Source organism: Streptomyces sp. NPDC039465, from assembly GCF_055639315.1.
This window is the reverse complement of the sequence record NZ_JBVKAP010000001.1, coordinates 1173676-1187699: the sequence shown is the minus strand read 5'-3', so window position 1 is coordinate 1187699 and position 14024 is coordinate 1173676. Positions and strand designations below refer to the sequence as shown.

The 14024-nt window shown below is 69.9% G+C and carries 12 protein-coding genes; 2 read left to right on the top strand and 10 right to left on the bottom strand.

Features of this window, described 5'->3' with window-relative positions:
* Positions 1–188: 188 nt before the first annotated feature.
* The 3 genes from glmS to ACZ7LT_RS05250 all read right to left on the bottom strand — a co-directional run bounded on the left by glmS (position 189) and on the right by ACZ7LT_RS05250 (position 3304).
* Positions 189–2006 (bottom strand): glutamine--fructose-6-phosphate transaminase (isomerizing), encoded by a 1818-nt coding sequence (gene glmS, locus ACZ7LT_RS05260; RefSeq protein ID WP_471234528.1) that lies wholly within the window; start codon positions 2004–2006, stop codon positions 189–191.
* A 50-nt stretch (positions 2007–2056) separates the two neighbouring features.
* Entirely contained in the window at positions 2057–2332 is a 276-nt protein-coding gene (locus ACZ7LT_RS05255; protein ID WP_019886591.1) for a hypothetical protein, read from the bottom strand.
* 99 nt (positions 2333–2431) lie between these two features.
* On the bottom strand, positions 2432–3304 hold the full coding sequence (locus ACZ7LT_RS05250) for a DUF4429 domain-containing protein (RefSeq protein WP_471234526.1): 873 nt from the start codon (positions 3302–3304) through the stop codon (positions 2432–2434).
* Between the two features lie 157 nt (positions 3305–3461).
* Here ACZ7LT_RS05250 and ACZ7LT_RS05245 point away from each other — a divergent pair, with 157 nt between their 5' ends.
* Complete coding sequence (locus tag ACZ7LT_RS05245) at positions 3462–5075, top strand: beta-N-acetylhexosaminidase (RefSeq protein WP_471234523.1); 1614 nt, start codon at positions 3462–3464, stop codon at positions 5073–5075.
* Positions 5076–5140: 65 nt separating this feature from the next.
* Positions 5141–6106, top strand: coding sequence for a hypothetical protein (locus ACZ7LT_RS05240; protein WP_471234521.1), 966 nt, complete (start codon positions 5141–5143; stop codon positions 6104–6106).
* Here the strand turns inward: ACZ7LT_RS05240 and ACZ7LT_RS05235 are convergent.
* The 7 genes from ACZ7LT_RS05235 to ACZ7LT_RS05205 all read right to left on the bottom strand — a co-directional run bounded on the left by ACZ7LT_RS05235 (position 6099) and on the right by ACZ7LT_RS05205 (position 13997).
* Complete coding sequence (locus tag ACZ7LT_RS05235; protein ID WP_471234519.1) at positions 6099–6725, bottom strand: hypothetical protein; 627 nt, start codon at positions 6723–6725, stop codon at positions 6099–6101. The two genes, ACZ7LT_RS05240 and ACZ7LT_RS05235, sit on opposite strands and share 8 nt — an antisense overlap.
* Before the next feature lie 234 nt (positions 6726–6959).
* Positions 6960–8735 carry an IucA/IucC family protein gene (locus ACZ7LT_RS05230; protein WP_471234516.1) on the bottom strand — a complete coding sequence of 592 codons (1776 nt, stop codon included), beginning with the start codon at positions 8733–8735 and terminating at the stop codon, positions 6960–6962.
* Positions 8732–9262, bottom strand: a complete 531-nt coding sequence (locus ACZ7LT_RS05225) for a GNAT family N-acetyltransferase (protein ID WP_471234514.1) — start codon at positions 9260–9262, stop codon at positions 8732–8734. The genes ACZ7LT_RS05230 and ACZ7LT_RS05225 overlap by 4 nt, the downstream gene beginning before the upstream one ends.
* The gene (locus tag ACZ7LT_RS05220) at positions 9259–10521 is read right to left on the bottom strand and encodes a lysine N(6)-hydroxylase/L-ornithine N(5)-oxygenase family protein (protein ID WP_471234796.1); all 1263 of its coding nucleotides are present in this window, start codon (positions 10519–10521) and stop codon (positions 9259–9261) included. Before ACZ7LT_RS05220 ends, ACZ7LT_RS05225 begins: the two co-directional genes overlap by 4 nt.
* A gap of 1 nt (position 10522) precedes the next feature.
* Complete coding sequence (locus ACZ7LT_RS05215) at positions 10523–11962, bottom strand: pyridoxal phosphate-dependent decarboxylase family protein (RefSeq protein WP_471234511.1); 1440 nt, start codon at positions 11960–11962, stop codon at positions 10523–10525.
* Between the two features lie 149 nt (positions 11963–12111).
* Positions 12112–12951: a siderophore-interacting protein gene (locus ACZ7LT_RS05210; RefSeq protein WP_471234508.1), complete on the bottom strand. Its 840-nt coding sequence runs from the start codon at positions 12949–12951 to the stop codon at positions 12112–12114.
* Positions 12952–12956: 5 nt separating this feature from the next.
* Complete coding sequence (locus tag ACZ7LT_RS05205) at positions 12957–13997, bottom strand: ABC transporter substrate-binding protein (protein ID WP_471234506.1); 1041 nt, start codon at positions 13995–13997, stop codon at positions 12957–12959.
* Positions 13998–14024 lie beyond the last annotated feature (27 nt).

The window sequence follows — 14024 nt, the reverse complement described above, 5'->3', positions numbered from 1 at the left end:
GCGGCGCCGGCCGTACGGAAAAGCGGTCCCTGTGCGTAGGTGGCACGCACAGGGACCGCTTGTGTGTCCCGCCGGGTCCTCCGGGGACAGGCCGGAGGACGTGCGGACCGTCCGGGGACAGGCCGGAGGGGCCGCCCGGCTCCCCGGGGACAGGCCGGGAAGCCGCCGGTGGTCGGGCGGGGCCGGACCTACTCGACCGTGACGGACTTCGCCAGGTTGCGCGGCTTGTCGATGTCCCGGCCCAGGGCCAGCGCGGTGTGGTACGCCAGCAGCTGGAGCGGGATGCCCATCAGGATCGGGTCCAGCTCGTCCTCGTTCTTCGGGACGATGATGGTGTGGTCGGCCTTCTCCTGGGCCTGGTGCGCGACCGCGAGGATCCGGCCGCTGCGGGCCTTGATCTCCTCCATGGCGGCGCGGTTCTTGTCCAGCAGGCCGTCGCTGGGGACGATCGCCACGGTCGGCATGGCCGGCTCGATCAGCGCGAGCGGGCCGTGCTTGAGCTCGGAGGCCGGGTAGGCCTCGGCGTGGATGTAGGAGATCTCCTTCAGCTTGAGGGAGGCCTCCAGCGCGACCGGGTAGCCACGGACGCGGCCGATGAACATCATCGACTTGGCGTCCGCGTACTCGGCCGCCAGCTTCTTGATGTCCTCCTCGCCCTCCAGGATCTCCTGGATCTGCTCGGGCAGCTTGCGCAGGCCCTCGATGATCCGCTTGCCGTCGGCGACGGACAGGTCGCGGATACGGCCCAGGTGCAGGGCGAGCAGCGCGAACGCCACGACCGTGTTGGTGAAGCACTTGGTGGAGACGACGCAGACCTCGGGGCCGGCGTGGACGTAGACACCGCCGTCGGCCTCACGGGCGATCGCGGAGCCGACCACGTTCACCACGCCGAGGACGCGCGCGCCCTTGCGCTTGAGCTCCTGGACGGCGGCGAGGACGTCGTAGGTCTCACCGGACTGGGAGACGGCGATGTAGAGGGTGTCGGGGTCCACGACCGGGTTGCGGTAGCGGAACTCGGAGGCCGGCTCGGCGTCGGCGGGGATCCGGGCAAGGCCCTCGATGAGCGAGGCGCCGATCATGCCCGCGTGGTACGAGGTGCCGCAGCCGAGGATCTTGACGCGGCGGATGCCGCGGGCCTCGCGGGCGTCCAGGTTGAGACCGCCCAGGTGCACGGTGGAGAACTTCTCGTCGATGCGGCCGCGCAGGACGCGGTCCACCGCGTCGGCCTGCTCCGAGATCTCCTTGTGCATGTACGTGTCGTGGCCGCCCATGTCGTAGGAGGCGGCCTCCCACTCCACGGTCTCCGGGGTGGCGGTGGTCCGCGTGCCGGAGGTGGTGTAGGTGCGGAAGTCGTCGGCCTTGAGGGTGGCCATCTCGCCGTCGTCGAGGGTGACGACCTGGCGGGTGTGGGAGATCAGCGCGGCGACGTCGGAGGCGACGAACATCTCCTTCTCGCCGATGCCGAGGACGACCGGGGAGCCGTTGCGGGCCACCACGATGCGGTCGTTGAAGTCGGCGTGCATGACGGCGATGCCGTACGTGCCCTCGATCAGCTTGAGGGCGTCGCGGACCTTCTCCTCAAGGGTCTCGGCCTGGGAGCGCGCGATGAGGTGGGTGATGACCTCGGTGTCGGTCTCGGAGGCGAAGACGACCCCGTCGGCCTCCAGCTTGGCGCGCAGCTCGGCGGCGTTGTCGACGATGCCGTTGTGGACGACGGCGACCTTGTTCTCGGGGTCGAGGTGCGGGTGCGAGTTGATGTCGCTCGGGGCGCCGTGCGTGGCCCAGCGGGTGTGGGCGATGCCGGTGGTGCCGGCGAAGCGCTTGGGGACGCGGGCTTCGAGGTCGCGGACGCGGCCCTTGGCCTTGACCATCTTCAGCGCCGCGGCCTTCGGGCTGTTGACCACGATGCCGGCGGAGTCGTACCCGCGGTACTCGAGGCGCTGCAGGCCTTCCAGGAGCAGCGGAGCCACATCACGCTTGCCGATATAACCGACGATTCCGCACATAAAGTCTGAACCCCTCCATCAACGATCAGGTGTGTGCCCGGCGGGCCGTGTCAGCCGTAGACGATGCGGCGCAGCTGCCGGAGCGAGAGCTCCGGTGGCGCCACCGCGCGGTGCGGCAGTTCCGCCGCGATGCGCTCGAAGATCTCGGAGTTCACGGCGCCGCCGGACTGCAGTTCGCGGTGGCGGCGGCGGACGAACTCCTCGGTCGTCTCGTCGAAGTACGCCAGCACGTCGAGCACCACCCGGGCGGCCTCACCGCGCGGCAGCGCGGTGCTGCGCACCAGGTGGTCGATGAGGTCGTCATGTGACGAGCGGCGTTCGAGCACCCGTAGATATTGCGGGCTACCGACCGTGCAACGCAAGAATCCTGCCCGGAATCGGGCAGGGCCCTTCGTGATCACGGATTGTTGTGGTGCGGATACGACTCAGAGGCGCTTGAGGACCGCCTGCTTCGCCGTGGCGAACTCCTCGTCCGTCAGTATTCCGGCGCCGTGGAGCTCGCCGAGCTCCCGCAGCCGGCGCAGCAGCGCGTCATGGTCCGAGCCGTCGGCCGGGGCGGCCGGCGCCGTGGGCGGGGCGGGGGCGTCCGCCGGTGCGGCGCGCGGGTGCGGCATCCGGGCCACCACGGCGGCGGCGACCAGCGCCATCAGCGGGTCCTTGCGGAAGCCCCACAGCTCGACGGCGTGCGGGTCGTACTTCGCCGGAGGAGTGGCGGTGGCCTTGGCGACCCGGAAGCGGAGGTAGCCGTTCTCCAGGCCCACGGCGGGCAGCCACTCCACCGCGTCCACATCGGCGATAGCGATCGTGCGCGCGCCGCCCGCCGACTTCGACTCCTCGGTCTTCCAGTTCCACTCCAGGCGGATCCGCTCGCCGTCGAAGGTGACCGTGCCGTCCCCCGCGCCGATGGTGATCGGCAGGGCGGGGCCGGGCAGTAGATAGCGGTCGGCCGGGCCGGTCGCCACCTGGTCGAGCAGCAGGGCGTTGCGGACCTCGTCCACGAAGTACTCGGCGACCCCGGAGCGGTCGTTCGTCACCGAGAGCTGGTACGGGTCCGAGCCGTCCTCCAGCTTGCCGCCGGTTATCTGCATCAGCGGGTCGGCGCCGTCGCGCAGCCGCAGTCGCAGCCGGCCCGCCTTCTTGCCGGGCTCGAAGGAGATCCCGGCCAACGCCGCCAGGGGGACCGCCACTTCACCGAGCGTCTTACGGAGCAGGCTGACCCCTTTGTCGCTGCCGGGCACGATCCGCACCGTGTCCCCGTCGAAGGTCCAGGTCCCGTCCTTCTGGATGATTTCCGCCATGGGTGGATTGTTCCATCGCGGGATCAGGAAGCGGACCGGGAAGGGCCCCTCGAAAATTGGTCTACACCTTGACCAGCTCCAGGGCGCGCGGTACGCATGGTGACCGTTCGGTTGCGTAAGCCCACAGTCGCGAACCCCGTCGAAAGGGACCAGGCCTGTGAGACAGCACAGAACGTTCCCCCGGCTCTTCGGCTCCCTGCTGCTCGTCGTGGCGGCCGGCATCTCCGGCGTCGGAGCCGCCCCGGGCAGTGGCGGCGCGGCGCCCCACGCCGAACCCGCCCTCCGCCCCCTCGGCCAGATCGTGCCCGTCCCCGCCACCGTGCGCCCCGGCGGCGACCCGTACGCCCTCACTCCGGCGACCCGGATCCGCGTCGACGACGACAGCCGGGAGTCCCGCGCCATCGGCGGCTACCTCGCCCAGCTGCTGCGCCCCTCCACGGGCTACGCCCTGCCCGTCACCGACGACGACGGCCGCGGCGGGATCCGGCTGAAGCTGAGCCCCCGGGAGAAGGCGCTCGGCGACGAGGGTTACCGCCTGGAGTCCCGCCCCGGCGGGGTCACCATCACGGCGTACCGGCCCGCCGGGCTCTTCCACGGCGTCCAGACCCTGCGCCAGCAGCTGCCCGCGGCCGTCGAGATGAAGAGCCGCCAGCCGGGGCCCTGGCAGATCGCCGGCGGCACCATCACCGACGTCCCGCGCTACGCGTACCGCGGCGCGATGCTCGACATCTCCCGGCACTTCTTCACCGTCGACCAGGTCAAGCGCTACATCGACCAGCTGGCCCTCTACAAGATCAACAAGCTGCATCTGCATCTCTCCGACGACCAGGGCTGGCGCATCGCCATCGACTCCTGGCCCCGGCTCGCCACCTACGGCGGCTCCACCCAGGTCGGGGGCGGCCCCGGCGGCTACTACACCAAGGACCAGTACAGGGAGATCGTGCGGTACGCCGCCTCCCGGTACCTGGAGGTCGTGCCCGAGATCGACCTGCCCGGCCACACCAACGCCGCGCTCGCCTCGTACGCCGAGCTGAACTGCAACGGCGTCGCGCCGCCGCTCTACACCGGCACCGACGTCGGCTTCAGCTCCCTGTGCGTGCCCAAAGAGGTCACGTACGACTTCGTGGACGACGTCATCCGCGAGCTGGCCGCGCTGACCCCGGGGAAGTACCTCCACATCGGCGGCGACGAGGCCCACTCCACCAGCCACGAGGACTACGTCGCCTTCATGGACCGGGTCCAGCCGATCGTCGCCCGCTACGGCAAGACCGTCGTCGGCTGGCACCAGCTGGCCGGGGCCACCCCGGCCAAGGGCGCCCTCGTCCAGTACTGGGGCCTGGACCGTACGAGCGACGCGGAGAAGGCGGAGGTCGCCCGGGCCGCGCAGAACGGCGCGGGGCTGATCCTGTCGCCCGCCGACCGGATCTACCTCGACATGAAGTACACCAAGGACACCCCGCTGGGTCTCGCCTGGGCCGGATACGTCGAGGTGCGCCGGTCCTACGACTGGGATCCGGGCGCCTACCTGCCGGGTGCGCCCGCCTCCGCGGTCCGGGGCGTCGAGGCGCCGCTGTGGACCGAGACGCTCTCGCGCGACGCGCACCTGGACCAGATGGCCTTCCCCCGTCTGCCGGGCGTCGCGGAACTCGGCTGGTCACCGGCCGCCACGCACGACTGGGAGGCGTACAGACTGCGGCTCGCCGCGCAGGGGCCCCGGATGACGGCGCTCGGCATCGACTACTACCGCTCGCCGCAGGTGCCCTGGCCGTAGGCCGGAGGTCAGCCGACTGGCGGGCTCTGCGTGCGGGGCGGGGTGACGGCCCGGAGACTGGCGGCATGTCCGTGCCGCGAGGGGAATCGTCCCGGCCGTCGCCTGCGCCCGAGCCCGCCCCCGAGCCCGCCCCCGCGTCGGCGCCGCCGCCGCCCACGGGGACGTTCTTCGACAAGGCGGCGTACGTGGTGGCGCCGGGCACCGCCGCCATCGGCCTGCTGTACTACTTCGGCAGCGTGTACACCGACGCCTATTACGCCGGCTTCGGCGTTCCGTCGGCCGATCTCCAGCTCTCCATCCAGGCCTACCTGGCCAAGAGCCCTGACGCGATCTTCGGCCCGGTGTGGTTCCTGCTGGTCTGCGGACTGTCCTTGCTGCTGGTGCTCGGCCGGATCGCCCACGTGCTGGCCCGCCCCGGGAAGGAGCGCCAGCGCCGCACGGTGAGCCAGTGGTTCCTCGCCGTCGGCATCCTCCTGGTGCTGTTCGGATTTCCGTCCTTCTTCGGAGGGCTTCCCCGACTTCTCCCAGAAAGCTGGTGGGGGACCCAAATCCTCCCGTCGCTCGTGGCGGCGCTGGGCGCCACCCTGGCGTTCTTCTCCGTGCAGCAGCGTCTCCAGTGGAGCGCGGACGATCCGGACCGGCGCGACGGGACCGCCGACCGGATGTGGTCCGCGGGCGGCGCCCTCCTGATCGGGCTGATGGCCCTGAGCCTGTTCTTCGGCATGACCCGGTACGTGGACATGGAGGGGCGCACCCATGCCTGGGACGAAATCCAAGGGGGGCACGAGGAGAGCCTGCCGGTGGTGGTCTATTCGCGTATCCCGATCGTCCACCACGCGTGGGGCATCACGCACCGGGACATGGGCATCGGCAAGGGCCCGTACCGGCACCAATACCTCGGATTCCGTCTGCTAGTGAAGTCTCCGTCCCGCTTCTATCTGGTCTCCCACGCCTCGCGGAACATGGACTTGACGGTGGTGCTGCCCGACAACGACACCGTGCGCGTGGAGCTGACCTCGCCCGTCAGCTGAGCTCGGGATCGGGCTCGGGCTCCGTCGGTTCGATGTCCGTCGGTTCGATGTACGTCGGCTCGGTCTCGGTCGGCTCGGTGGGAACCGTGGGCTCGGGCTGCGGCGACCCGGTGGCCGGGGACTCGTCTCCGACCGCCTCCCCGGAGTAGGGCACGGTGATCGTTTCGCCCTCCGAGGTCTCGATGGTCACCACTCCGGAGTAGGGCCCCGGCTTGTACGCCGTGTGCCGGAGGGTCATCTCACATTCGTCGCCGGCAGGCAGCGGATCGGGGCAGTCACCGCGACCCGCGAATGTCTGCCCCTTGCTGGAGTCCTCGGACGCCACCTTCGGATCCCCCAGGCTCATGTCCTTGCCGGTTTCGTTGCGGAACTTCAGCTTCCCGCCCGTCCGCTCGTTCACCTTGGCCGTTGGCACGCGGACCGGGGCGGCCCGACCGCCGCCCTTCCCCGGGAAGACGGTCCCCAGCGTGTCGCCCTGTTTCGGCTCCGTCGGCGCCGCCTCCGGAGTCTTCGTCCCGTCGGCCGGGCCGTCGCCGCCCCCGCCCCCGCAGGCGGATGACGCGCAGAGCGCCACGGCTACTGCCACACCGGCCAGGCCACGGGCGATTCGAGTTCTCACGGCGTCAGCACCTCCGCATCCCGGCCGGCGGGCCCGGCCGGTGGCCAACCTTCCACAGCGACGGGGAGTAGTCGATGCGACTCGTGCGGTGACGCAGTGTGATCACCTGAGTGGACCTGGGGCAGACCTTCGGCATGCGTGAGGGCGGACGCGCCCCCCGAGGGACCGTCTCGGGAAGGCGCGCCCGCCTGGCTGCTGCCGGCCGGCGAGGGCCTGTGACGCCGGCCGGCGGTCTCAGCGGCGCGCGAAGCGCGCGATCGGGTTCACCAGGTCGCCGACGAGCTGGAGCGCGCCCGACGGGTCGGCCAGGTCCACCATCTGCTTGTTGTTGCGCAGCTGGAGGCGGTTGAGGCAGGAGAGCGCGAACTCCTCGGTGAACATGTCGTACTGCTTGAACTTGTCCGCGAGCTCCGGCTTCGCGTCCTGGTAGGCGGTGACGCACTCGGCGACCGTCTGCCAGAAGCCGTCCTCGTCGAGGGTGCCCTCGGCCGCGAGCGTCGCCGCCAGGAAGCGGAAGAAGCAGTCGAAGACGTCCGTGAAGATCGACAGCAGCTTCATGTGCTCGGGGACCTCGGCGCGGATCCGCTCCACGGCCGGCGGGAGGACCGCGTCCGGGTCCATCACGCAGATCTCCTCGGCGATGTCCTTGAAGATCGCCCGGGAGACGGCGCCGGTCTCGTCGAGGACCAGGATCACGTTCTCGCCGTGCGGCATGTAGACCAGGTCGTACGCGTAGAAGCTGTGCAGCAGCGGCAGCAGGTACGCGTCCAGGTACTGCCGCAGCCAGGTCCTGGCCGGCAGCCCGGACTGCCTGATCAGCGCGGCGGCGAAGGACGCGCCCTCGTGGTCGACATGGAGCAGCGAGGCCATGGTGGCGAGCCGCTCGCCGTCCCGGAGGGACGGCACCGGGCTCTCGCGCCAGAGCGCGGCGAGCATCTTGCGGTACGGCGAGAAGCGGTCGGTGGCGGCCTCGTACTCGAGGTGGCGGTAGCCGATCGCCGCCCGCTCGCGGATGATCGAGAAGCGGGCGGCCTTGAAGAAGCCGTCGGACTCGATCAGGGCGGCCAGCCAGTCGTTGATGGCCGGCGTGGCCTCCATGTACGCGGCCGAGAGCCCCCGCATGAAGCCCATGTTCAGGACGGACATGGCCGTCTTGACGTAGTGCTTGGCCGGGGCGCTCGAGTTGAAGAACGTACGGATCGACTGCTGGGCCAGGTAGCCGTCCTCGCCCTCGCCGAGATAGACCAGGCGTTGCTGGGCGATCTCGGCGGCGAAGGTGACGGACAGCTTGTTCCACCACTGCCAGGGGTGCGCCGGCATCAGCAGGTAGTCGGCGAAGTCCAGGCCCCGCTCGGCGAGCGTGCGGACGAAGCCGTCGACGGCCGCGTCACCGAGCTCGGCGCGGACGAAGGACTCGTACTCGATACCGGCGCCGGCGGTGAAGGTGGCGCGGTCGCGCCGGGCAGCCAGCCAGATCAGCCGGATCTCGCTCGCGGCCTCGGGGGCGTAGGCGTGGTACTCGTCGATGCCGAAGCCGAGCCGGCCGTTGTTGGCGACGAAGCAGGGGTGGCCCTCGGTCATCCCGGTCTCGATCGCCTGGAAGTCCGCCTTCGCCAGCTCGGCGGCGGTGACCTGCGGCTTGGTCGACTTGTAGGCCGTGCCGGAGAGGGTGGAGGAGATCTCCTCCAGGTAGACCGGCAGGATCTCGTCGCTCAGGCCGAGCGTGCCGCGCAGCTCGGTGATGAACTGCAGGGCGTCCAGGGGGAGCCGCTCGCCGTCCCGCAGCCGGGTGATCGAGTCGGCGTGGACGTCCCAGTGGTCCAGGGCGTACCGGTCGGCGGTGAAGCCGTACGCGGTCACGCCGTCGTCGCTCAGGATCCGGTAGCGGCCGTCGCCGAGGGACTCGGGGGCCAGCAGCCGCTCATGGGCGAACTCGGCGAGTCCCTTGCGGATGAGGGCGCGGTTGGCCTCGGCCCAGCGCTCGGGGGTCAGGTGGGAGACGGGGTTCACCGGGCACCTCCGACGGCTGCCTCGAACTGGGCGCGGGTGCAGAAGCTCAGCAGCGCCTTCTTCTCCGGCTTCTGGATCTCCCGCTCGGGGACGAAGCCGACGGCCTCGTTGAGCGCGTGGACCGCGGAGTTGCGGACGTCCGGCTCGACGACGACCCGGGCCGTCGCCGGGTCGGCGAAGAGCTCCGTCATCACGGCGGTGATCACGGCGCGGGTGAAGCCGTGCACGGGCGTGTCGGTCGGCGCGACCAGGAAGTGCATGCCGACGTCGCCGGGCTGCGGCTCGTACAGGCCGACCAGCTCCAGCTGGGAGGGGTCGTAGCGCTCCATCAGGATGGCGGGCTTGTCGTCCACCAGGCCTATGAAGGCCTCGTGGTACGGATTCGCGGCGAACGCCATGTACTCGCGCTCGACGTCCTCCAGTTTCGCGTCCTGCATCATCCAGAAGGCGGCCTTGGGATGCGTGACCCAGGGGTGGATGAGCTCGGCGTCCGCGAGCGGTTCGAGGGGGCGGAAGCGGATGGTCATGCGGCGAACTCCTGGAACGCGATGGTCTTCTCGACGGGGTAGTACTCGCGGCCCAGCATCGCTCCGATGATGTACGCGTTGCGGTACGCACCCATGCCCAGGTCGGGCGAGGTGATCGAGTGCGTGTGGACGCCCGCGTTCTGGAGGAAGACGCGGCGGCCGGTGGTGTCGATCGAGTAGTCGCGGGCCACGTCGAAGCGGCCCTGGGAGTCCCAGCGGAGCCGGTCGCGGATCGGCTCCAGGAACGCGGGGACGCTGTACTTGTAGCCGGTGGCGAGGATCAGGCCCTCGGTCTCGATCGTGAAGTCCTTCTCCTGCTCCTCCTGGCGCAGCCCCAGGGTGTACGTGCCGTGCTCGTACGAGGCGGTGTGCAGGGCGGAGTTGGTGAGCAGCCGGGTCTGGACCGGGCCGCCGAGGTTCTTCTGGTACAGCAGGTCGAAGATGGCGTCGATCAGCTCGCCGTCGATGCCCTTGAAGAGGTTCTTCTGCTGGGACTCCAGGCGGTAGCGGGTGGCCTCCGGCAGCGCGTGGAAGTAGTCCACGTACTCGGGGGAGGTCATCTCCAGGGTCAGCTTGGTGTACTCCAGCGGGAAGAACCGCGGGGAGCGGGTGACCCAGTTCAGCCGGTAGCCGTGCACGTCGATCTCGGAGAGGAGGTCGTAGTAGATCTCCGCCGCGCTCTGGCCGCTGCCGACCAGGGTGATCGACTTCTTACGCTGGAGGGCTTCCTTGGACTGGAGGTAGCGGGAGTTGTGGATGTAGTCGCCACCGAGGTCCTGGCAGGCGTCCGGGACGTACGGCGGGGTGCCGGTGCCGAGCACCAGACGCCGGGCCCGGAACGTCTCCCCACCGTCGGTGTGGACGGTGTAGAGCTCCTCCCGCTCGTCGTACGCCACCTTCGTCACGGTGGTGGAGAAGCGGATGCTGTTCAGCTGGTCGGCGGCCCAGCGGCAGTAGTCGTTGTACTCGGTCCGCAGCGGGTAGAAGTTCTCGCGGATGTAGAAGGAGTAGAGCCGTCCCTTCTCCTTCAGGTACTTCAGGAAGGAGTACGGCGACGTCGGGTCGGCCAGGGTGACCAGGTCCGACATGAACGGCGTCTGGAGGTGGGCGCCTTCGAGGAACATCCCCGAGTGCCATTCGAAGTCCGGCTTGGACTCGATGAACAGGCCGTCGAGCTCGTCGATCGGCTCGGTCAGGCAGGCCAGGCCGAGATTGAACGGACCGAGCCCGATGCCGATGAAGTCGTGGATGTGAGCCATCTCAGGCATGGACAAGGTTCTCTCCCAGGTACTGCTCGGCGTGGCCGGCTATCAGATCGAGGACCGCGGCGATGTCGTGCACGGTCGTCTCGGGGTTGAGCAAGGTGAACTTGAGGTACTGACGGCCGTCGACCTTCGTCCCGGCGACCACGGCCTCGCCGGAGGCGAAGAGCGCCTTGCGGGCGTAGAGGTTGGCCCGGTCGATCTCGGCGGGCGAGGTGACGGCGGTGGGGATGTAGCGGAAGACCAGGGTGGACAGCTGCGGCTGGACCACGACGTCGTAGCGCGGGTCGGCGGCGAGGACGTCCCAGCCGGCCGCGGCCAGGTCGCAGACCTCGTCGAAGAGGCCGCCGACACCGTCGGCGCCCATCACCCGCAGCGTCATCCACAGCTTGAGGGCGTCGAAGCGGCGGGTGGTCTGGAGCGACTTGTCGACCTGGTTGGGGATCCTCTCCTCGACCGTGCGCCGGGGGTTGAGGTAGTCCGCGTGGTACGTCGCGTGGCGCAGGGTGGCCCGGTCGCGGACCAGCAGGGCGGAGGAGCTGACCGGCTGGAAGAAGGACTTGTGGAAGTCGACCGTGACCGAGTCGGCCCGCTCGATGCCGTCCAGGAGGTGGCGGCGGGTGGGGGAGGCGAGCAGGCCGCAGCCGTAGGCGGCGTCGACGTGCATCCAGGCGCCGTACTCGTCGGCCAGGGCGGCGATCTCGTCCAGCGGGTCGATGGAGCCGAAGTCGGTGGTGCCCGCGGTGGCGACGATCGCCATCGGGACCAGGCCCTCGGCGCGGCAGGCCGCCAGCTCGGCGGCGAGGACGACGGACTGCATCTTCTTGTCGCGGCCGCACGGGATGGAGACGACGGCGCCGGCGCCGAGCCCGAGCAGCGTGGCCGACTTCTGGACGCTGAAGTGGCTGCACTCGGAGGAGAAGACGCGCAGGCGCGAGAGGTCGTTGGTCTTGGCCTCCTCGCGGGCCAGCAGCAGCGCCTGGAGGTTGGACTGCGTCCCGCCGCTGGTGAACACCCCGTCCGCGGCCGGGCCGAGGCCGATGCGGCCGGTGGTCCAGTCGATCAGCTTGCGCTCGATGAGGGTGGCGCCGGCGCTCTGGTCCCAGGTGTCCAGGGAGGAGTTGACGGCGGAGAGGACGGCCTCGCCGACCACGGCCGGGATGACGACCGGGCAGTTGAGGTGTCCGAGGTAGCGGGGGTGGTGGAAGTAGACGGCGTCGCGCAGGTAGACCTGCTCCAGCTCGTCGAGGGCGGCGGAGGCGTCACCGAGCGGCTTGTCGAGGTCGACGGCGCCGACGGCCGGGGCCAGCTCGTCGGGGGTGATGCCGGTGAACGGCCGTCGGGTCGCGGCGAGTTTGTTCGCCACCCGCTCGACTCCTTCGGTGACGGAGCGCCGGTAGCTCTCCGCCGTGGTGTCGTTGAGCAGGTGCGAGCGCATGGGATGGGCCTCCCGGGACGGGGATGTGTCGCGCCCTCCGGACAGGAAAAGGGGGGCGAGGGGCGACAGTGTGAAGTTAGGTTAGCCTAACCTAACTTCACACTGCAAATGCCCCTCGCCCCCCTCGGGACGCGGGAGTTACCCCGGGACTACGACTCGTCCTCGGGCGTCTCGCGGAGAGCGTCCTCGCTCAGCCCCAGGCGCCAGTAGCCGACGAACGTCACCCGACGCCGGTCGAGACCGCGCTCGTTGACGAAGTGACGGCGCAGGGCCTTCACCGAGCCGGACTCTCCCGCGATCCAGACGTACGGCGCCGTGCCGGGCAGCTCGGCGGCGCGCACCGCGTCCACGGCCGACGGCGCCCCCTCCTCCCGTACGAGCCAGGTGACGGTGGCGTCCGCCTCGGTGGCGAGCTCCATCCGGTCCTCGGAGAAGGGCACTTCGAGGAAGACCTGTGCGCGCGTCTCGGCCGGCAGCCACTCCAGGATCGCGGAGGCGGCGGGCAGCGCCGTCTCGTCGGCCCAGATGACCACCGAGTCGGCGTCCTCGGGCAGCTGGAAGCGGACACCGGTGTTCTGTGCGACCGCCGGGCCGAGCATGACGACCCGGTCACCGGCCGACGCCTGCTGCGCCCAGCGGCAGGCGGGCCCGCCGTCCTCGTGCAGCGCGAAGTCGATGTCGACCTCGTCGGGGTTCCGGCGCTGCTCCCGGACGGTGTACGAGCGCATCACGGCCCGCTCGTCGTCCGGCATGGCGCGCCAGGCGCCGAGCACGCCGTACATGTCGTCGTAGTCGATCGGCGGCAGCACCGGCTCGGGCTGGCCCGGGTGCGGCAGGAAGAGTGACAGGCTCTGGTCGCGGCCGCCGGAGGCGAAGTCCTTGAGGGACTCTCCGGTGAAGGTGACGCGGACCAGCGACGGCCCGAGCCGCCTCGTCCGGTCGACCTGCAGGGCGAAGAAGCGGAACGGGACGGTCTCGGCAGTCGTCATCGGGGTCAGGCCACCTTCTTGGCGTTCTCGATCGCCTTCGCGAGGTCCTCGAGGACCACGGCGCACTTGTCGTACGAGTAGATGGGCTCGGTCACGCGCGGGACGACCTGGCCGGCCTTGACGGCGGGCAGCTGGGCCCAGGTCGGCTTGGAGCCCAGGTCCTTGGGCTGGATGGCGACGCTGCGGTTGTCCATCATGATGATGTCCGCCGGGTACTTGTCGAGGTTCTCCCAGCTCAGCTCCTCGAAGTAGCCCTGGGCGTTCACGTTCGGCTGGACGAACTTCACACCGAGCTCGGCGAAGTACCTGGTGTCCGCGGACATCTTGTCGAGGGAGACGTAGAAGAGCTGCTGGCTGGCGGAGCCGATCATGACCTTGATCTCCGGCTTCGACTTCGCGGCGGCGCGCAGACGCGCGGCGGCCTTCTCGAAGCGCGCCTTGGCGTCCGTCACCTTCTTGGCCTTCATGTCCGCGCCCAGCGACGCGGCGAGCTCGGCGTGGCGCTCCAGGGCCTTGGGGATGGTGGCCTGGGAGACCTCGATGCCGACGCTCGGCGCGATCTTGTCGATCTTGGCGGCGGACTGGTCGGGCACGTACCAGAGCTTCTTCGGCTCCCACATCGCCGAGACGAGAAGCTCGGGCTCGAGCGTCAGGTACTCCTCGATGCTGAACTGGCCCCAGGTGTTGCCGAGGACCTTGACCTTCTTGACGTCGAGGTCGCCGGCCTGGATGTCGGGCTTGTCCTCGCCGGTCTTGGGGTCCTTCACCGTGGTCGGGCCGAAGACGCCCTTGACCTCGATGCCGTAGTCGAAGAGCGCGGCGGCGGTGCCGGTGAAGGCGACGATGTTCTTCGGGACCGACTTCAGGTCGAGCTTGCGGCCGCGGTCGTCCGTGAACTTCCAGGGGCCGGACTTCTCGCCGGACGCCGAGTCCTTGGCGTCTTTCCCGCCGCCGCAGGCGACCAGCGCGGCGCCGAGCCCGAGGGCGCCGCCGGCGGCGAGCAGACCTCGGCGGGTGAGATGAGAAGCTCGGGCGTTGCTGGGCATGGCGGAGTCGCTTTCGGTACGTGTGTG